Genomic DNA, 19,076 nt, shown 5'->3' with positions numbered 1-19,076 from the left:
CGATCGCTACGCGATCACCACCCCCACAGGGGGAGGTTCGCCGTGAGGGCGAGCGCCTTCCTTCGGCTCAGCCGTTGTAGTTCAGCCTCAGCCCCGGCCGGTTCCACCGCCCGCGCCAGAGCTTCCCCGTCCCCGAGGCGGTGATCCATACGTCCTGCATGTCGGCGCCGCCGAAGCAGAGGTTGGTGGTGATCACGTCGGGCACGGGCACGTGCTCGGTCGCGCCGTCGGGCGAGAAGGCGGTGATTCCGCCGTTGATGATCGTCGCCACGCACACCCGGCCGTCGGCCTCGACCGCCAGGCTGTCGAGCAGCTGGTAGCCCGGCAGGTTGCAGACCACGCGGCCGGGCTGCAGCGGCGCGGGCGGGACCAGTTCGCCGGGCGCGGCCACGTCGAAGGCCCACAGGCGTCCCAGCATGGTGTCGGCCACGTAGACCACGTCCTCGGCCGGCGACAGGCCCACGCCGTTGGGCGAGATCAGGTGGTCGCGAGCGCGGACGATGCGGCTGCCGTCGGTGCGCGCGTAGTACAACGCGCCGTATCTGCGGCCGTCGGGCGTCGAGCAGCCGTGGTCGGTGAACCACAAGCCGCCCTGCCGGTCGAAGACGATGTCGTTGGGGCCGACGAGGCGCTTGCCGTCGCAGGCCTCGTAGAGGGTGGTCACCGCGCCGGTCGAAAGGTCGACCCGCTGGATCGAGCCGCCCTCATGGCTGGCGGGGGTGGGGCCGGGGATGTTCAGGCCGCCCATGTCGAAGAACTCGAAGCTGCCGCCGTTGTTGGTGACATAGACCGCGCCGTCCGGGCCGATGGCCGCGCCGTTGGGGCCGCCGCCCAGGTCGGCGACCGTCTCGCGGGCGCCGTCGGGGGTGATGCGGGTGAGGGTCCGGCGCTGGATCTCGACCAGCAGCACCGAGCCGTCTGCCATGGCGACCGGGCCTTCGGGAAACTGCAGGCCTTCGGCGACGAGGGTCAGGTCCATGTCGTCTCGCTCCCTGGATGGGCGTCTCTGAGCGGACGCCTGGAAGTCGAGTAAACGTTCGTTTGAACCCGGCCGCAAGCGTCTCAGGCGCCGGCGAGCATCCGGGTCAGGTCTTCCGAGTCGAGGTCGCGCGGCGCCAGGCGCGCCGACTGGCCGGCCCAGAGGTTGGTGAAGTCGCCGTTGGTTCCGTCCTGGCGCAGCGGCGTCAGGGCGCCGCCGGCCAGCGGGAAGGGCGGCACGACGTGGCCGCCGATCGGCCCGACCTCGCGCATAAGGCGGTTGGCCACGCCGCGGGCCGGGCGGCCGGTGAAGACGTCGGTGATCATGGTGTTGTCGTCACGCGCCGCGTCGAGGGCGACGCGATGGGCGGGCGGGATCCTGGCTTCCGGCGTGAACAGATAAGCCGTGCCGACCTGCACGCCGGCCGCGCCCAAGGCCCGCGCGGCCGCGACGCCGCGCGCCTCGGCCACGCCGCCGGCGGCGATCACCGGAACCGAGACGGCCGCGACCACCTGCGGCAGCAGGGCGAAAAGGCCGGGCTGGGCGGCGGTGTCCAGGCGGTTGTCGATCGCCTCGCCGAAGCCCGGCAGGAAGGTGGCCCGATGGCCGCCGGCCTCGGCTCCCATGGCGATGACGGCGTCGGCGCCGTTGACCTCCAGCCAGACCGCCTCGGCGACGGTGGTGGCCGAGGACAGAATCCTGGCGCCGGAAGCCCGCACGCGGTCGAGCAGGGCCGGATCGGGCAGGCCGAAGTGGAAGCTAACGACCTCGGGGCGCAGATCCTCGACCAGGGCGCAGAAGGCCTCGTCGAAGGGCGCGCGGCCGCCGATCGGCGGCGCAGGCGCGGGATCCAGGCCCGCCTCGACATAGTAGGGCGCCAGCCGGGCGCGCCAGGCCATCATCCGCGCCGGATCGGGCGCCGGGGCGGCGTGGGCGAAGAAGTTCAGGTTCAGCGGGGCGTCGACGGCGGCCCGGAACTCGGCGATCGCCGCGCGGGCCTGGTCGGGCGTGTACTGGGCGCAGGCCAGCGCGCCCAGGCCGCCGCCGCGCGCCGCGCCGATGGCCATGGCGGGGGTGGTGGCGCCGGCCATCGGCGCCTGGAGCACCGGCGCCGCGACGCCGAGAAGGTCGATCAGCCGGCGGTCGGTCCAGGCGCTCATGGCAATCTCAGTTCAGGTCGAAGAGGTCGTAGGCGATCAGCTTCAGGCGCTCGTCGAAGAACGCCCGGCCGTAGCTGGAACGCTGAAGGGCGGCCTTGTCGACGCCGTGCTCGACGTCGGAGCCGCTGGCGCCGGGGGCGGCGCAGGGCACCGAAAGACGCAAGGCGGCGCCGACCTTCAGCTTCACGCCCGGCTCGGCGCGGACCACCTCGGCGGCCACGGAGCAGCGGCCGCGCACGCCGCGCGGAACGCCCACGTGCTTGACCGCGACCACCACGATCTCGGCGGCCTTGTCGCGAGCGGCCTGGCGCGCGTCGGCGGAGGGCGGCGTCGCGGACGCGGCCTGGGCCAGGACGAAGGCGGCCAGCAGGGCGCTCATTTGCGCTCCAGCACGCGGAACACGAATGGATAGTCGTCGCCCTCGCCAGCAGGGCGCTCCTCGCGGCGCACCTCGGTCCAGGCGCTCTCGTCGAAGGCGGGGAAGGCCACGTCGCCCTCGACCTGCGCCTGGACCTCGGTGACGTAGATGCGCTTGGCGCGAGGCAGGGCCAGCGCGAACAGAGCCGCGCCGCCGATCACGCAGACCTCCTCGACGCCGTCCTCTGCGGCCTGCTCCTTGCCGATCTGCACGGCCTCGGACCAGGTGTCGCAGACCACCGCGCCTTCGGCCTCGAACTTGTGGTCGCGGGTCAGCACGATGTTCAGCCGGCCGGGCAGGGGCTTCCTGGGCAGGCTGTCCCAGGTCTTGCGGCCCATGATCACCGGCTTGCCCAGGGTGGCGGCCTTGAACATCTGAAGGTCGGACTTCAGTCGCCAGGGCAGGTCGTTGTCGCGGCCGATGACGCCGTTGAGCGAGCGGGCCACCGGGCCGACGGTGAGAATGGGGGCGGTCATGGCGGCGAGTCTTAGCGGCCCGCCGCCGATAGCGGAAGGTCAGACCGAGACCGCCGCCTTGATGTGCGGGTGGGCCTCGTAGCCTTCCAGCGTGAAGTCCTCGTATTCGAAGGCGAAGAGGTCGGTCTTGTCGGCGATCTTCATCGTCGGGAAGGCGTAGGGCTCACGGGTCAGCTGCTCGCGGGCCTGGTCCAGGTGGTTCAGGTAGAGGTGGGCGTCGCCGAAGGTGTGCACGAACTCGCCCGGCTGCAGGCCCACGACCTTGGCGACCATCAGGGTCAGGAGGGCGTAGCTGGCGATGTTGAACGGCACGCCCAGGAACACGTCGGCGCTGCGCTGGTAGAGCTGGCAGGACAGCTTTCCATCAGCCACGAAGAACTGGAACAGGCAGTGGCAGGGCGGCAGGGCCATGTCCTCGACGTCGGCCGGGTTCCAGGCCGACACGATATGCCGGCGGCTGTTGGGGTTGGTCTTCAGGCCTTCGACCAGGTTGACGATCTGGTCGATCGACTGGCCGCCATTTCCGTCTTTGGCGGGCGTCGCCCACGAGCGCCATTGCTTGCCGTAGACGGGGCCGAGCTCGCCGTTCTCGTCGGCCCATTCGTCCCAGATGCGCACGCCGTTGTCCTTGAGCCAGGCGATGTTGGTCTCGCCCCTCAGGAACCACAGCAGCTCGATGATGATCGAGCGCAGGTGCAGCTTCTTGGTGGTCAGGACCGGGAAGCCCTTCGAAAGGTCGAAGCGGATCTGGCGGCCGAAAACGCCCAGGGTGCCCGTGCCGGTGCGGTCGCCGCGCTGCACGCCGTTCTCGAGGATGTCGGCCAGCAGGGCGAGATACTGCCGCTCGGGATGGTCGGCGGCGGCGGCTTTCGGGGCGTCGAGGACGGCGGTGGTCATGGGGCGCACAATCGCGACGAATCGAGCCCGTGGCCAATCACAAAAACGCCCCGCGCGGCGAGCCGGCGGGGCGTTCTCGTCTAGATGGCGGAGCGGCTTACTTGCCGGGCTCCAGGCCCGTGTTCAGCACCCAGCCGACGTTGTCGTTCTCGTCGGCCACTTCCCACCACAGTTCCTGCTTCTTGCCGGTGGGATAGACGATCGAGCCGGCCGGCAGGGCGCGGATCAGCTTGCCGGCGGCCACCGGGGTGGCGCGCATGTTGACGACGCGCGTGGCCACGAACGACTTGGTCGGGGCGGCCTGCGCCGAGGCGGCGCTGTCGCCGACCAGGCCCAGTTCGCCGACCATCTTGGAGTAGCTGTTGATGAAGGCCAGCGTGATGATGCGGCCGATCTCGGTGTCTTCGTAGCCGCCGCCGACAGCGCCGGCGAAGCCGATGCCGCCGCCCGCGCCCCAGCCGATGTCGTTCTTCACGGCGTAGCCTTCCTGGACGGCCACGGTCTCGGTCGTGCGGACGTTGGTCAGCGACAGGACGGTGTTGGCTTCCAGCTTCTTGGTCTTGATGCCGCCGACCAGCGCGCCGGCCCGGCCGCCGATCAGGCCGCCGATGGCGCCGGCCACCGCGCCGCCGCCGGCGTTGCTGTCGCTGGCCTGCACTTCGGCCACCAGCACGTAGTCGGCGGCCTTGATCTGGCCCTGGCCGACGTTGGAGCCGCGCTGCAGGCCCAGATTGCCGCCGATGTTGCGCTCGATCTGGGCGGCGTTGAGGCCAGCGCCCCGGTCGACCAAGTTGAAGCAGCCCGACTTCTGGACGATGGCGCGCAGCAGCTTCTGCGGCGAGGCCAGGTTGTACTGGGTCCAGCCGCGGGGATCGTCGCCGTCGATGATTGACAGCGTGCCCAGCTTGCGCGTGCAGCGCGGCACTTCGGCCTGCGCCTGGGTCTGCAGCTGCTGGGCCTTGGTCGGCTTGGCCTGGGCGAACGCCTCGACCGGAGCCGCGACGCAGACGATCGCGCCGGCCGCGAGCATGAGTTTCTTCATCGACATAGACAGCGCCCTCCAGGCCCCTTCGAATTCGGGCCGGACACTACAGTATCGATTGCACGCAAGCCAAGCTCGCCTAACCGGCGAACCCGCCTTCATCGAGGAAAGTCTGCTCGGCCGGGGTGGTTTCACGGCCCAAAGCGTCGTTTCGATGCGGAAAACGGCCGAAACGGGCGATGATGTCGCGGTGGATGATCGCCCACTTGATGGCGTCCTCGTCGCCGGTGTCGGCCTGCATGCCTGCGCACAGCTCGATGCACAGCTCCTGGTCGGCCAGGGATTCGGAGTGCTCGAACGGCAGATAGAAGAAATAGCGCAGCTCGGGCGGCACGGCGGTGTCGTGACCCTGGGCGATGGCGGCCCTGGCCACCGCGCGGGCCTTGCCGTCGGTGGCGAAGGCGTGGCCGCTGCGGCGGTAGAGATTGCGGGGGAACTGGTCGAGCACGATGATCAGGGCCAGCGAGCCCTCGGGCGTCTCGATCCAGGAATCGTAGTCGCCGCGCGCGGCGGCGTGATGGGTGGGTTCGTATTTCAGGCGGATGGCCTCGTCGAAGGCCCAGTTCTTCTCGAACCACTTCTTGGGACCAGCCTCGGTCCAGAAGCCCAGGATGTCCTGCGGTCGGGCGGCCATGGCCTTCTCCTGCGGGTTTCGTTCAATTGCGGTTCATGCGCCAAGCGCGACACTGTGATCAAGGGATGAGCTACGGGCCGGCGCAAGGCCCCTTGGAGCATGAGATGAAACGTCTGATCACCGTCGCGATGATCCTGTCGCTGACGGGCGGCGCGGCGGCCCAGGCCGGCTCCGCCGCGACGGTCCTGGCGATGCAGCAGCAGAACGAGCGTGGCGACCGCGGCGATCGCGGTTCCCGTCCGGACCGTGGCCCGCGCGCCGACCGCGGCGACCGCCAGGAAGGCGGCTGGCGCGGCGGCGGCGGCCGGGTGAACGACTCCGCGCCCCAGCAACCGCGTCCCGCGCCCGAGGCGCGTCCGGCGCCGCAAGCGCCCCAGGCTCCGCAGGCCGATCGTGGCGATCGCGGAGACCGCGGCGGCTGGCAGGGCAGGGGCGACCGCCCCGGCGGCGAGCGTCCCGATCGTGGCGACCGCCCGGATCGTGGTGATCGTCCTGATCGCCCGAGCGGCGGCTGGCAGGGCGGGCAGGACCGCGGCGATCGCGGTCCCGACCGCAACGATCGCCCCAACCGCCCCGGCGGCGAGCGTCCCGACCGTCCGAGCGGCGGCTGGCAAGGCGACCGTGGGGGCGACCGTGGTCCCGATCGCGGCCGTCCCGGCGGCAGCTGGCAGGGCGGGGATCGCGACCGCGATCGCCCCGGCCCGCGTCCCGGCGACCAGCGCTGGCGCGACCGCGACAACGGCCGTCCGCAGTACGATCAACGTCGCTGGCGGCCCAGCTACCGCGCGCCCCAGCGCTATCGCGCCCCGGCCTACCGCTATCCGCGCGGCTGGTACGTGAACCGCTGGAGCTTCGGCGACTATCTGCCGGGCGGCTGGTACTCGAGCTCGTACTACCTCGACTGGTTCCGCTACGGCCTGCCCATGCCGCCGATCGGCTGCGAATGGGTGCGGGTCGGCGGCGACGCCATCCTGGTCGACGTGTGGTCGGGCGAGGTGCTGAGCGTCTACTACGACCTCTTCTGGTAACGGCCGAAGGCCTGAACGTCGAAAGCCGCGCTTCCTTGCGGGAGCGCGGCTTTCTCGTGTTCGCTCGCTGGGTCTTACGACGCGGTGATCGTGGGATCCCAGACGAAGTAGCCCAGCACCTGCAGCGAACCGGAGTGGTATTGCAGCACGGCGAACGAGACGTTGTAGTTGCCCGTGCCGGCCTGGACGATGTCGGCCGTCAGGTAGAAGTCGTATTGCGGCGTCGCCGAGAAGGTCGGCGGCAGGGTGATGTTGCCGGGCGTGGTGCCGGGCACCGGGGTCTCGACGTTCAGCAGCTTGCCGCCGGTGGTCGACGTCACCTGCGTGCCCGAGAAGATCACGATGTTCTGCAGGTTGGCCGAGTAGCTGGTGTTGCCCGACTGCGAAACCATGCGCCAGCGCACGGTGTCGCCCACGTCGGCCGAGATCGACAGGTCGCCCGAGGCCTGGCCGCTGCGGACGAACTCGTTCGGCGCGACCATGTAGGCGTAGTTGTGGCCGATCGGGGTCGGCGCGCTCGGGTTCTGGCTGGGATTGTTGATGCTCGCCAGCAGGTTGGCCGTGTCGACGACGATCTCGATGTCGATGATCTCACTCATTTCGATGCCCTCCCAATGTTCGCCTTCAGGTTGCAAGGCGGGTTGAAGGTGCGACGGTCGCAACCTGGAGTCAATTTGAGCAATTAATAAATCTTAGGTTGTTTTTGCACATCTTTCGCCCGAAGCGCGCGGGTGAGGGCGCCCCCGCGAGACGGCTCTTTCGCGTTTGGGAGGGCTTTTTCGCCTCAGTCGGGCTATTTAAGCGTCGCCGAACGTCGCTCATGGCGCGCCCTGCCTTGACGAGGCGGCAAAAAAACGCTCAAACGCCCGCCTTTCCCGCTTCCTGATTGCGTGAGGCGGGCAGATTGACCAGTCCTGGAGAAGAAATCATGCGCGTCTACTACGACCGCGACGCCGACCTCGCCCGCATCCTGGACCGGAAGATCGCCATCGTAGGCTATGGCAGCCAGGGCCACGCTCACGCCCTCAACCTTCGTGACAGCGGCGTGCCGAACGTGGCCGTCGCCCTGCGCCCGGGCTCGCCCTCGGCGAAGAAGGCCGAGGCCGAAGGCCTGAAGGTCATGTCGGTGGCCGACGCCGCCGCCTGGGCCGACCTGATCATGATCCTGGCGCCCGACGAGCATCAGGCCGCGATCTACAAGAACGACATCGCCCCCAACATCCGTGACGGCGCGGCCCTGCTGTTCGCCCACGGCCTGAACGTCCACTTCGGCCTGATCGAGCCGAAGGACACCATCGACGTGCTGATGGTCGCCCCGAAGGGCCCGGGCCACACCGTCCGCGGCGAGTACCAGAAGGGCGGCGGCGTGCCCTGCCTGATCGCGGTGCACCACAACGCCACCGGCAACGCCCTCGACCTTGGCCTGGCCTACGCCTCGGCCATCGGCGGCGGCCGCTCGGGCATCATCGAGACCAACTTCCGCGAGGAATGCGAAACCGACCTGTTCGGCGAGCAGGCCGTTCTCTGCGGCGGCACGGTCGAGCTGATCCGCGCCGGCTTCGAAGTGCTGGTCGAGGCCGGCTACGCGCCGGAAATGGCCTACTTCGAGTGCCTGCACGAGCTGAAGCTGATCGTGGACCTGATCTACGAAGGCGGCATCGCCAACATGAACTACTCCATCTCGAACACCGCCGAGTACGGCGAGTACGTCACCGGCCCGCGCGTCGTGACCGCCGAGACCAAGGCCGAGATGAAGCGCGTGCTGGAAGACATCCAGTCGGGCAAGTTCGTCCGCGACTTCATGCTCGAGAACGCCGTCGGCCAGCCGTCCTTCAAGGCGACCCGCCGCCGCGCTTCCGAGCACCAGATCGAGGAAGTCGGCGCGCGTCTGCGCGGCATGATGCCGTGGATCGCCAAGAACAAGCTGGTGGACGTCACCAAGAACTAAGCGTCGGCCTCACGGCTGAACGGATGACGGCGGGCTCGCAAGAGCCCGCCGTTTTTCGTTTGGCCTAGGGGCCGTGCTCAACTGCGCGAACAATTCTGCTCGTCATCCCGGCGAAGGGCCGCGTAGCGGACCGTAGAGCCGGGACCCAGGGGTCACCCGCATTGCGCCGGCCCCTGGGTCCCGGATAGGCGCTTCGCGCTTTCCGGGATGGCGAGTGATAAATGATTGAATTTCTTGGGTCCGATATCCCGCTCGGTTGAGTCCACACCCTAGCCGAGCACGAACACTGGACCCCAGGCCACCTGGTATTTGTGCGTCCCGCTGCTCAGATGCGGGCGCAGCTGCCAGGCGCCGGGCGGAATGTTCACCGGCTGGGGCCGCTCGACATAGGTCTGGGTCAGCACGTCGCCGCCGGGCTCCGACAGCGAGAATTGGTCGATGCGCGGGCTGGCGCGCGAGAGAGCCGCGGCGATGGCGTCGACGCTGGCGGCGCGCAGCGGGGCGGGCGCGGCCAGGCGAGCGGAGACCTCGGCATAGACGCCGACGGCGATCACTTGCGCACCCTCGCGCAGGGCGGCGTAGGCGACGTGGGTGAAGCCCGGAGCCAGCAGGTTGGCGCGATGGCCGGGGCTGGTCTTCCACTGGCCCATGATCTGGTCGGGGCGCACCTGGCCGGCGGCGTTGCGGCGCATGGCTATGTTCTCGGCCGGCGCGCCGACGAGGTCGCGGGCGAGCAGGCCCACGCGGGCGGCCGGGCCGAAGCCCTCGCGGGTCATGTGATCGTAGATCTGGCTGCGAGCGATGTCGGCGGCGTGGGCGCGGGCAGCGAGCGCCAGACCGGGATCGAAGCGCAGGGGCGCAAGGCCGCGGGCCTCGCGGAAGGCGTCGCCCTGGTCGATCAGCTCGCGCTCGAAATCGGCGTCGAAGTCGCCCCGGCGGGCGGCCATCTGCTCACGCAGCCGGCGCTCGTAGGCGAGATAGGTCTGGGCGGAGGCGGCTCGCGCCAGGGCCGGGACGGTCAGGGGGGCGGCGAGGGCGGAGGCGCCCAGGGCCAGGGCCGTGCGGCGGGACAGGGCGGTCATCGGCGGACGGTTCGATCTCCAGGACGGTTGGCATCAAACAGTTGACAGGCGGGGGCGGTCGTCCGCTCTAAGGCCGGATGCGACCTGTCCGTTCCCTCTGGCTGGCTGGGCCCGAAGCCTGGCTCCCTGACGCCGAAGCTCAAGACCTGCGCCGGAAGGCCCTGTGCCTGGACGCGGGCTTCAAGCCGTTTTCGGGCGGACAGGCCGCGCCGGGAGACGACTTCAGCTCGGAAATCCAGGCCCGCGAACTCTACATGGAGCGCATGGCCCAATTGCGTCAGGTCGATGCGGCGATCGTCAACCTGACCCCCTGGCGCGGCCCGTCCTGCGACGCCAGCGTCGCCTTCGAGGCCGGGGTGCTGGCGGGCCTGGGCAGGCCGGTCTTCGCCTACCTCAACGTCGAGGACGAAAGCCTGGCCGAATATGTCGACCGGGTCGACGTGCTGGTCGGCGCCGAGCGCGGCGAGGACGGGATCTGGCGCGACGAGAACGGCTGCGTGGTCGAGGATCTGGGCCTGCCGGAAAGCGTGATGCTGTGGGCCGAGGCCCGCCGGCTGTTCGTCATCGTCACGCCCGAACCGCTGCACGACCTGACGGGGCTGGAGATGTGCCTGCAGGCGCTGCGGCTGTACGCGGAGTAGGGGAGAGCCCCCTCAGTCGCTCCGCGACAGCTCCCTCAAACGGCCGGATGGGGTCTCACCCGCCATTGTACCCGCCGATGATCGGCAGCACCTCGCCGGTGATGTAGCTGGCTGTCTGGGGCGAGGCCAGGAACACGTAGGCCGGCGCGATCTCCTCGGGCTGGGCGGGGCGCTTCATCGGCGTCTTGCCGCCGAACTCGGCGACCTGCGGCCCGAGCTTGTCGGCCGGGTTCAGCGGCGTCCAGACCGGCCCCGGGGCCACGGCGTTGACCCGGATGCCCTTGTCGACGAGGTGCGTCGCCAGCGACCGGGTGAAGGCGTGGATGCCGCCCTTGGTCAGCGAATAGTCCAGCAGGTCCTTGTTGCCCAGCAGGCCGGTCACCGAGCCGGTGTTGATGATCGATCCGCCGGGAGCAATGACCTTCACGGCCGCCTGGGCCATGTGGAAGTAGCCGTAGAGATTGGTCTTCAGCGTGCGGTCGAAGTGCTCGGGCGTCAGGTCCTCGAAGGTCGTGACATGCTCCTGGAAGGCGGCGTTGTTGACGAGCACGTCGAGCCGGCCGAGCTTGCGCACGGTCTCCGCCACGGCGGCCTGCGCGTATTTCGGATCGGCCACGTCGCCGGGCAGCAGGATGGCGCGGCGGCCCTCGTTCTCGACGGCCGCCTTGGTCTCGGCCGCGTCGCGGTCCTCGTCGAGATAGGCGATGGCCACGTCCGCGCCTTCACGGGCGAACAGCACGGCCACGGCCCGGCCGATGCCGCTGTCGGCGCCGGTGATCAGCGCGACCTTGCCCTCCAGCTTGCCCGAGCCCTTGTAGAACGGCGCGTCGTACATCGGGGCGGGATCGAGCCTGTGCTCCTGACCGGGCTTCTTCTGGTGCTGCTCTGGAAACGGCGGAGCAGGGTAGGGGCGCGCGCCGGCCTGCATGGCCTGGGGTTTCTTGTTCTCGCCGCCCTCGTCATCGAACGAGCGCTGCTCCTTGGCGTCCAGCGGGGCCTGGATGTCGCGCTGCGCCTTGGCGGCGCGTTGTCCGGCGGCTTCGAAATCCTTGTCGGTATCGGTCATGGCGGTCTCCCTGCGGCCCCGAGACGGCGGAAACCGGCAGGGCGGGGACGATGTTCCAAGCGCCAGCGCAGGCCACGTCGCGCGCGCCCTTGCCCAATCGATGGGCATCAGCCACCTTCCGGCCCCGTTTGGAAAGGCCCACCCCATGTCGCGTCCCGCGGCCGCGCCGGCTTCCGGGAAGCCGCGCGGCGTCATCGTCTCCGACCTGATCGAACTGCTGCGCCTGGCCGGGCCAGTGGTGCTGTCACGCCTTGGGATCATGGTCATGGGCCTGACCGACGCCATCGTCGTCGGCCACTTCTCGGCCCGGCAGCTGGGTTTCCACGCCATGGCCTGGGCGCCGACCTCGGTGTTCGTCACCGTGACCGTCGGCCTGCTGGTCGGGACCCAGGTGATGGGCTCGCGCGCCATGGGGGCGGGACGGCCGCACGAGGCCGGGGCGGTGCTGCGCCGGGGCGTCGTCTATGCGTTCTGGCTGGGCGTGGCCGGCTCGGTGCTGCTGGCCCTGGGCGCTCCGCCGCTGCTGCATCACGTGGGCATCGAAAAGGCCTTGGCCGACGGCGCGACCGCGCCGCTGATCGTGTTCTCGCTGTCGCTGACCCCCTATGCGCTGAGCGTGGCCCTGAGCTTCTGGCTCGAGGGGCTGGGCCGGCCGGGCCTTGTGACCGTCAACATGTGGGTGGCCAACCTGATTAACCTGGCGGTCAACCTGCTGCTGGTGCCCGGCGTCATGGGCCTGCCGGCCATGGGCGCTGTAGGCGCGGCCTGGGCCACCTTCGTCGCCCGCACCGCCTTCACGATCATGCTGGCGGTGGTGATCTGGCGCCTGAAGGACGCCCGCGCCATGGGGGTGTTCGACAAGCCGCCGCGCGATCGCGCCGCCGAGAAGGAACAGCGCCGGGTCGGCTACGGGGCCGGCAGCTCCAACCTGTTCGAGGTCTCGGCCTTCGCCGGCATGAGCCTGGTGGCCGGCTGGCTGGGCGGCCTCAACGTCGCCGCCTGGGCCGTGGTGCTGAACGTGGCTGGGGTGATCTTCATGGTTCCGCTGGGCCTGGCGACGGCCACGGCGGTGCAGGTGGCCCGCGCCCACGGCGCGCGCGATCCGGCGGGCATGAGCCGGGCTGGCTGGGTCTCGTTCGGCGTCACCGCCGTCTTCGCCCTGGTGGTGGCCGTGCTGCTCTATCCGCTGCGTCACCTGGTTGCCGGCGCCTACACCGCCGACCCGGCCGCCATCGCCCTGATCGGCCCGGCCCTGGCGCTGACCTGCCTGTTCCTGGTGCCCGACGCGGTGCAGGTGGTCTGCGCCCAGGCGCTGCGGGCGCGGGGAGAGGTCTGGGTTCCCGCCGGCACCCACATGGTCGCCTACGCCCTGATCATGGGGCCCCTGGCCTGGTGGCTGGCCCTGCCGATGAAGCTGGGCGTGGACGGCATCGTCTGGTCGGTGATCGTCACCAGCTTCGCGGCGGCGGCGATGCTGCTGGGCCGGTACCGGATGCTGGATCGGCGGGCCTGAACGCCCGCGGCGACCCCCTCAGTCGCTCCGCGACAGCTCCCCCAGAGGGGGAGCATCCAAGCGTCAAGATCGTCCCCTTTGGGGAGGTAGCCCGGAGGGCCGTGAGGCGGCTCTCTAGACCGAAGCGCCCAGGATCCAGCCTTCCTGGGTCTGCACGTCCTCGACCAGCGCCTCGGGCGCATCCTTGGGCGGCCCGAACAGGGCGGCCAGCTTGCCGGCCTCGTCGAGCTTGGCGAAATGTTCGGCCAGGCCGCGCACCTGGGCCAGGTCCTTGATCTCGCCAGGGGCGGGAACGGCCTTGATCAGCGACGGATAGACCTCGGCCACGACCGCCTCGACGCCGTCGAGGTCGGCTTCGGTCAGGGTCTTGAAGCCGGTCTCGAACGGCCAGACGCGCACGGTTTCGTCGCGGGCGTCCTTCAGGCGGCGCACAGCCGGGATGCCCATGATCGCCTGACCGCCGACCGAGCCGTTGTAGTAGAGCTTCCAGATCGAGTGCGCGCCTTTCGCCGCCACGTCGGCGTGGCGGAACTCCGGCAGGTCGCTCGGGCCATGTTCGCGCGTGCGCTTGGGCTGCAGGGTCGTCAGGGCGTCCTTGGGCGGGCAGCCCCAGAACGGGAACGGCCCGCCGGTTAGGCGACGGTTGATCTCCGAGCCCACGCCGAAGCGGTTGTTGGTGTTGTCGGCCTTGTCCTTGACCATCTTGTTCAGCTGGTCCCAGACCGCGCGCCAGGGCGTCGCGCCCGGCAGGTTCAGGGCCTGGGAGAAGCCGCGCGGAAAGCCCAGCGGGAAGTCGAAGCCCACCAGCGCGCGCTCGCCGCGCTTCTTCAGGTCGTCGAGGATGACGGCGAGCTTGGCCTCGGCTTCGTTGCGGGTGGCCGGGTTGTAGCTTTCGAAGGTCAGGCGGAAGCGCACGTCGCGCTTGAGCACGCCGATCCAGACGGAGTCGGCCCCGGTGGTCGGCTTGGCCGCCGCGCTCCAGTCGACGATCACATAGGCGCTGAAAAGCCGCGACACGGCGGAGGCTCCGTCAAATCCAAACGAAGCGCGCTTCTACTCCCCCGGAGGGCGAGCCGCCAGCCGTAGCGAAGCTTGAGTACGTGTTTCCGTCGCGTCCGTATCGACGGGCAACAAAAAAGCCCCGCCGACGACGGCGGGGCTTTTCGGTTTCGACGATCGGGCCTTCAGGCCGCGGTCTGCTCGGCGGGCGCCAGGGCGGGGGCCTTGGCCTTGCCGACGTTCCAGCGGACCGGCGGCTCGCAGACCGGGCCGAGGGCGGCGCGGACGATCGCCGGCGGCGTACGCTCGTCGGGGGTCATGAACAGGCCGTTGGCCTTCAGCGCCAGGCCGGCGGCCTTGCTGGCGCCCAGCATGGTCAGCGGCACGGCCAGGATCAGGCCGGCCAGGATCGGGGCGGTGGCGGTCAGCAGGTCGGGCGTGAACCAGAACAGGCCGGCCAGGGTCAGGCCCGTGGCGCTGATCCAGCCCATGGCGGCGCAGGCCTCCTTGAAGGCGACCTTGTCGGCGTCGCGGCGCTGGGCGCTCCAGCCGCCGACGCGGCCGGCCAGGATCTCGACCACGGCGCGGGTCTGGGTGAACATCAGCATCGGGGCGACCAGGGCCGAGAGCAGCATCTCGACGCCGAGGCCCGCCATCACGCGACGACGGCCACCGAAGCCCTTCAGCTCGTGTTTGCGCATGAAGATCAGCGTGGCGCCCAGGATCTTGGGACCGAACAGCAGCACGAAGGTGATGATCATCGCCCAGGCCGTGGCCTGGATCTCGCGCCAGTCGATCAGGGCGTGGGCGGCGGCCTGCAGGTCGGCCATCGTGAAGGCGGCCTTCTTCACCTCGGGCATCAGGGCGCGCGAGATGACGCCGGCCGACAGGGCCACGAACCAGATCGGCGACAGGGCGTAGCTGAGCACGCCGATCACCAGGTGCAGGCGGCTCATCCAGTGCAGGCCCGGCAGGCCGATCAGCGGCACGTGCTGGACGTTGCCCCGGCACCAGCGACGGTCGCGGGTGGCGAAGTCGAGCAGGTTGGAGGGGCTCTCCTCGTAAGAGCCTTCCAGGTAGGGGGCCAGGTGCACGGCCCAGCCGCCGCGGCGCAGCAGGGCGCTTTCCAGGGCGTCGTGGCTCATCACCTCGCCGCCGAAGGGCTTGGGGCCGTTCAGCGAGGGCAGGCCGCAGGTCTGGGCGAAGGCCTTGGTGCGGATGATGGCGTTGTGGCCCCAGAACGAGCTTTCCGAACCCGACCACCAGGCCAGGCCCGTCCAGGCCACGCGGCCGTAGAGCTTGGTGGCGAACTGCAGGGTGCGGGCGAAGATCGTCTGGCCGTTGATGATGGTCGGCATGGTCTGGATCAGACCCACGCCCGGATGACGCTCCATGGCGTCGGCCAGGCGGACCATGGCGTCGCCGGTCATCAGGCTGTCGGCGTCGAGCACCAGCATGTGCTCGTAGTCGCCGCCCCAGCGGGCGACCCAGTCGGCGACGTTGCCGGCCTTGCGGCCCGTGTTCTCGGCGCGGCGGCGATAGAAGACGTGGCTGGAGGCCTCCCGGCGGAAGCGGGCGAAGCAGGCCTGCTCGGCCAGGGCCACCGCCGCGTCGCGGGTGTCGGAGATGATGAAGATATCGAAGGCGCGGCTGTTGCCGGTCTCGGCGATCGAGGCGTCCATGGCCCGCAGGCGGGCGAACACCGCCTGGGCGTCCTCGTTGTAGACCGGCATCAGGATCGCCGTGCGGGCGCGCGGCTTGGGCATCGGCTTCGTGCTATCGATGCCCAGCGGATCCTTGGGCGTGCGCAGCAGCACCACGAAGCCGGCGACGGCGGTGACGAACCACAGGGCCAGCGCCAGAAACAGCGGGGCCAGCAGGGTCAGGCAGACGGCTTCCAGGCGGGTGACGCCGCCGAGCGCGACGGTGTCGAAGGTGGCCTTCCAGCCTGCCGCGCCCATGATCGCCGTGGCGACGAAGATCACCCAGCGGCGCATGACCGTTTCCGAGCCCGGGCCGCGCACGGCGCGCGCCGCGCCCTGCCAGAAGCCCAGCGGCTGCACCGGCATGGCCAGGGGGGCCTCGGTCGGGATCTCGACCCGGTCGCGCGGGGCGATCACGGTTTCGAAGGCCACGGGCGTGGAGGTGGCCAGGTCGAAGAAGGCGCCGCGTTCGGTCATCGGGTCCGTCTCGGTGATCCGACCGTGGTCGGACGAAATGCAGAGCTTCGATTTCGCGCCGAACGCCTTCACGGGACGCCTCCGGTCCGCTAGGGATCGGTCGCGCTCTGCAAGGGTCTGGCGTTGAACGAAGTCCGGCGGAGGAAACCGCCGACGCACCTAGGGTAAAACTTTGATCACGAAATCGCTATCGAAAATGTGATCCATTTCGCAGGTGCGGTGAAAAAACTGTGCAAATGCGCAAAGATGGGCTGCGGGGAGCCCGCTGGAGACAGGTCAAGATTATGAAATTCAAGGCGGTTTTAGCGTGTCTCGCGGTTGCGGCCCTGGTCGGCTGCGGACCGAGCGGGGAGAACGAGGGTTCGAAATCGCCCGCCGCCCAGCCCGCGCCACCGATCTCGACGGCGCTGCAGCATGAGACTCAGGCCGTGATCGCCAGCGTCGAGGGCCAGGTGCTCACGCTCGATCACGACGGCGCGAGCGCCGCGCCGCTGGCCGCCGGCCGCACCGTCTTCCAGGCCTATGGCGACGTGCTGGCCGAAGCCCCGCTGGAGCCGGGCGCACGGGTGACGTTCAAGTTCCGCAAGGTCGCTGTCGGCGAGGGCTGGGAACTGACGGAGATGCGGGGGCGGTAGCAGGAAGGTCCTCTCCCTGTGGGAGAGGTGTCCGCGAAGCGGACGGAGAGGGGAGTGGAGCGAAATCGGCCGCCTTTTCGAAAGCTGAAAACGTCCCCCCTCCGGCCCTCCGCGCCACCTCCCCCAGAAGGGGAGGATCTACGCCGCAGATGCTCCCCCTCTGGGGGAGCTGTCGCGTAGCGACTGAGGGGGCTTTCCGCCCCTACAGCTTCACCAGCATCTTCCCGAGGTTCTCGCCCGAGAACAGCTTGATGAAGGCCTCGGGCGCGCGCTCGACGCCTTCCTCTACGGTCTCCTTCCACGTCAGCTTCCCGGAATTGATCCAGTCGGCCATGTCGCGGACGAAGGCCGGGAACAGGTCGTAGTGGTTGGAGACGATGAAGCCCTCCAGCCGCAGGCTCTTGCCCACCGCCTGGATGATGTTGGCCGGGCCGGTCGGGCGGCCGGTCTCGTTGTACTGCGAGATCATCCCGCACAGGGCGAAGCGGCCGAACGGGCGGGCCGAGTTCAGGGCCGCCTCGAGGTGCGCGCCGCCGACGTTCTCGAAATAGACGTCGATGCCCTTGGGGGCGACCTTGGCCAGTTCGGCGACGACGTCGGGCGTGGCCTTGTAGTCGATCACGTGGTCGACGCCGATCTCCTTGAGGAAGGCGACCTTCTCGGGGCCGCCGGCCGAGCCAATGACGGTGTGGCCCTTGATCTTGGCGATCTGGCAGACGACCGAACCCACCGCGCCGGCGGCGGCCGAGACGAAGACGATGTCGCCTTCCTTCAGCGCCGCGACCCTCAGCAGGCCGGCGTAGGCGGTCATGCCGGGCATGCCGGCCACGCCCAGGAAGGCCTGGGGCGGCATGCCGTGCGTGGACAGCTTCATGATCCCGCCCATCGGGCCGGCGGCCGCCAGGGCCTTGGGATTGGCGTTGTAGGCCTCGCGCCAACCGAACATCGAGCTGACGATGTCGCCGACCTTGAAGTCCGGATCGTTGGAGGCCGTCACCTCGCCGACAGCCCCGCCCTGCAGCGCCTTGCCCAATTCGAACGGCGGCACGTAGCTCTTCCGGTCGGTCATGCGGCCGCGCATGTAGGGGTCGACCGACATCCAGAGGTTCTTCACCTGGATCTCGCCGTCGCCGGGCGGGGGCAGCTCGACACTGGCCAGTTCGAAGTTCTCGGTGGTCGGCACGCCGACGGGACGGCTCTTGAGGCGGATCTCACGCGACGTGGTCATGGCGACCTCCCTTTGTGTTCTCGTTCAAACGAATGTTTAGCCCTGGCGCGCGCCCGCTGCCAAAGCTTTTCGCAAGCGGTCGAAGCGGCTAGAGACGAGCCATGACCCAAGAAGCGCAAGTGCAAGTTCTGAAAGCTGGTATCGTCGGCGCCGGCGTGTTCGGCGGCTATCACGCCAAGAAGTATGTCGAGCTGCCGGGCGTCGAACTCGTCGCCGTGTTCGACATCGATCTTTCTCGCGCCGAAGCCCTGGCCGGCCCGCTGGGCGCCAAGGCCTATGACGACATGGACGCCTTCCTGGCGGCCGTCGACGTGGTCACCGTCGCCACCCCGGCCGTGCACCACGCCAAGGCGGCGCTGGCGGCGCTGAAGGCGGGCAAGCCGGTCTATTCCGAAAAGCCGCTGGCCGTGTCGCCCGAAGACGCCGACGCCCTGATCGCCGCCGCCGCCAAGGCCGGCGTGCCGCTGGCCTGTGGCCACCAGGAGCGCGTGGTGTTCCAGGCCATGGGGCTGCTCGACATCCCCGAACAGCCGATCCGCCTGGAAGCCGTGCGTCGCGGCACGCCGTCGGATCGCAACCTTGACGTCTCGGTGGTGCTTGACCTGATGATCCACGACATCGACCTGGCGCTGGCCCTTTGCGCCGCCGATCCGGTGGCCGTGGAAGGCGAGGGCGAGGCCGATCGCGGCTACGGCCTGGACTGGGTGAAGGTCGAGGCGACCTTCGCCAACGGCTTCACGGCGGTGTTCGACAGCTCGCGCGTGGCCGAAGCTCGCGAGCGGACGATGAAGGTCGTCTTCCCGTCGGGCGAGGTCGAGATCGACTTCCTGGCCCGCACCTTCCGCAACACCACGCAGTTCCCGCTGATCGAGGACTTCACCGAGACCCCGGCCGGCAAGGATCCGCTGGGCCAGAGCGTGGCCGGCTTCCTCAAGGCCGTGCGCGGCGAGGCGCCCCGTCCGGTGGTCACCGGCGAGGAAGCCGCCCGGGCGCTGGATCTCGCCCTGGCGGTCGAGCACTCGACGGATTGAGATCTATACTTGTCGTCATCCCGGCCGAAGCGCGTAGCGTAGAGCCGGGACCCAGGGGCGGCCGTATCGCGTCGACTGCGGCGATGGTGCGGCGGCAGATTCCCCACCCCGTCCCCTAG

General features: G+C 69.6%; 19 protein-coding genes. 6 read left to right on the top strand and 13 right to left on the bottom strand.

Going from position 1 to position 19,076, the window contains the following annotated elements; genetic code table 11:
* Positions 1-67: 67 nt before the first annotated feature.
* The 7 genes from C1707_RS23915 to C1707_RS23885 form a co-directional block, all read right to left on the bottom strand.
* Complete coding sequence (locus C1707_RS23915; RefSeq protein WP_101713683.1) at positions 68-979, bottom strand: SMP-30/gluconolactonase/LRE family protein; 912 nt, start codon at positions 977-979, stop codon at positions 68-70.
* An 83-nt stretch (positions 980-1,062) separates the two neighbouring features.
* Positions 1,063-2,139, bottom strand: a complete 1,077-nt coding sequence (locus tag C1707_RS23910; RefSeq protein ID WP_101713684.1) for an NAD(P)H-dependent flavin oxidoreductase — start codon at positions 2,137-2,139, stop codon at positions 1,063-1,065.
* Between the two features lie 7 nt (positions 2,140-2,146).
* On the bottom strand, positions 2,147-2,518 hold the full coding sequence (locus tag C1707_RS23905; protein WP_101713685.1) for a hypothetical protein: 372 nt from the start codon (positions 2,516-2,518) through the stop codon (positions 2,147-2,149).
* On the bottom strand, positions 2,515-3,033 hold the full coding sequence (locus tag C1707_RS23900) for a dihydrofolate reductase (RefSeq protein WP_101713686.1): 519 nt from the start codon (positions 3,031-3,033) through the stop codon (positions 2,515-2,517). The genes C1707_RS23905 and C1707_RS23900 overlap by 4 nt, the downstream gene beginning before the upstream one ends.
* Before the next feature lie 39 nt (positions 3,034-3,072).
* The gene (locus C1707_RS23895) at positions 3,073-3,930 is read right to left on the bottom strand and encodes a thymidylate synthase (RefSeq protein WP_101713687.1); all 858 of its coding nucleotides are present in this window, start codon (positions 3,928-3,930) and stop codon (positions 3,073-3,075) included.
* Positions 3,931-4,027: 97 nt separating this feature from the next.
* Positions 4,028-4,978: a CsgG/HfaB family protein gene (locus tag C1707_RS23890; RefSeq protein WP_219619873.1), complete on the bottom strand. Its 951-nt coding sequence runs from the start codon at positions 4,976-4,978 to the stop codon at positions 4,028-4,030.
* Between the two features lie 73 nt (positions 4,979-5,051).
* A complete protein-coding gene (locus C1707_RS23885) occupies positions 5,052-5,606 on the bottom strand; it encodes a DUF924 family protein (protein WP_101713688.1) in 555 nt (184 codons plus the stop codon).
* 104 nt (positions 5,607-5,710) lie between these two features.
* On the opposite strand from C1707_RS23885, the gene C1707_RS23880 reads away from it, so the two are divergent.
* A complete protein-coding gene (locus C1707_RS23880) occupies positions 5,711-6,634 on the top strand; it encodes an RcnB family protein (RefSeq protein ID WP_101713689.1) in 924 nt (307 codons plus the stop codon).
* Between the two features lie 74 nt (positions 6,635-6,708).
* Here C1707_RS23880 and C1707_RS23875 read toward each other — a convergent pair whose 3' ends face one another.
* Positions 6,709-7,233 (bottom strand): inclusion body family protein, encoded by a 525-nt coding sequence (locus tag C1707_RS23875; protein ID WP_058346533.1) that lies wholly within the window; start codon positions 7,231-7,233, stop codon positions 6,709-6,711.
* A gap of 329 nt (positions 7,234-7,562) precedes the next feature.
* Between C1707_RS23875 and ilvC the strand changes: the two genes are divergently transcribed.
* Positions 7,563-8,582, top strand: coding sequence for a ketol-acid reductoisomerase (gene ilvC, locus C1707_RS23870; protein ID WP_101713690.1), 1,020 nt, complete (start codon positions 7,563-7,565; stop codon positions 8,580-8,582).
* A gap of 269 nt (positions 8,583-8,851) precedes the next feature.
* On the opposite strand, the gene C1707_RS23865 is transcribed toward ilvC, so the two are convergent.
* On the bottom strand, positions 8,852-9,664 hold the full coding sequence (locus tag C1707_RS23865; RefSeq protein ID WP_101713691.1) for a CAP domain-containing protein: 813 nt from the start codon (positions 9,662-9,664) through the stop codon (positions 8,852-8,854).
* Between the two features lie 77 nt (positions 9,665-9,741).
* Between C1707_RS23865 and C1707_RS23860 the strand changes: the two genes are divergently transcribed.
* Positions 9,742-10,305 (top strand): nucleoside 2-deoxyribosyltransferase, encoded by a 564-nt coding sequence (locus C1707_RS23860; protein ID WP_101713692.1) that lies wholly within the window; start codon positions 9,742-9,744, stop codon positions 10,303-10,305.
* Positions 10,306-10,360: 55 nt separating this feature from the next.
* Here the strand turns inward: C1707_RS23860 and C1707_RS23855 are convergent, their stop codons facing one another.
* Positions 10,361-11,371, bottom strand: coding sequence for an SDR family oxidoreductase (locus tag C1707_RS23855; RefSeq protein ID WP_101713693.1), 1,011 nt, complete (start codon positions 11,369-11,371; stop codon positions 10,361-10,363).
* A gap of 145 nt (positions 11,372-11,516) precedes the next feature.
* Here C1707_RS23855 and C1707_RS23850 point away from each other — a divergent pair, with 145 nt between their 5' ends.
* Positions 11,517-12,884, top strand: coding sequence for an MATE family efflux transporter (locus tag C1707_RS23850; protein WP_101713694.1), 1,368 nt, complete (start codon positions 11,517-11,519; stop codon positions 12,882-12,884).
* A 114-nt stretch (positions 12,885-12,998) separates the two neighbouring features.
* On the opposite strand, the gene C1707_RS23845 is transcribed toward C1707_RS23850, so the two are convergent.
* On the bottom strand, positions 12,999-13,901 hold the full coding sequence (locus tag C1707_RS23845; protein ID WP_101713695.1) for a cobalamin biosynthesis protein CbiG: 903 nt from the start codon (positions 13,899-13,901) through the stop codon (positions 12,999-13,001).
* 167 nt (positions 13,902-14,068) lie between these two features.
* Positions 14,069-16,063 carry a glucans biosynthesis glucosyltransferase MdoH gene (gene mdoH, locus C1707_RS23840; RefSeq protein WP_101713732.1) on the bottom strand — a complete coding sequence of 665 codons (1,995 nt, stop codon included), beginning with the start codon at positions 16,061-16,063 and terminating at the stop codon, positions 14,069-14,071.
* 428 nt (positions 16,064-16,491) lie between these two features.
* Between mdoH and C1707_RS26890 the strand changes: the two genes are divergently transcribed.
* Positions 16,492-16,698 (top strand): hypothetical protein, encoded by a 207-nt coding sequence (locus C1707_RS26890; protein WP_240633807.1) that lies wholly within the window; start codon positions 16,492-16,494, stop codon positions 16,696-16,698.
* A gap of 202 nt (positions 16,699-16,900) precedes the next feature.
* On the opposite strand, the gene C1707_RS23825 is transcribed toward C1707_RS26890, so the two are convergent.
* A complete protein-coding gene (locus tag C1707_RS23825; protein ID WP_101713698.1) occupies positions 16,901-17,926 on the bottom strand; it encodes an NADP-dependent oxidoreductase in 1,026 nt (341 codons plus the stop codon).
* A 101-nt stretch (positions 17,927-18,027) separates the two neighbouring features.
* On the opposite strand from C1707_RS23825, the gene C1707_RS23820 reads away from it, so the two are divergent.
* Positions 18,028-18,957 carry a Gfo/Idh/MocA family protein gene (locus tag C1707_RS23820; protein WP_101713699.1) on the top strand — a complete coding sequence of 310 codons (930 nt, stop codon included), beginning with the start codon at positions 18,028-18,030 and terminating at the stop codon, positions 18,955-18,957.
* The last annotated feature ends 119 nt before the right edge of the window (positions 18,958-19,076 follow it).

Origin of the sequence: Caulobacter flavus, from assembly GCF_003722335.1 — a bacterium.
Classification (GTDB): Bacteria; Pseudomonadota; Alphaproteobacteria; order Caulobacterales; family Caulobacteraceae; genus Caulobacter; species Caulobacter flavus.
Note: the sequence above shows the minus strand (reverse complement) of the source record. Positions and strands in the feature narration are given on the sequence as shown.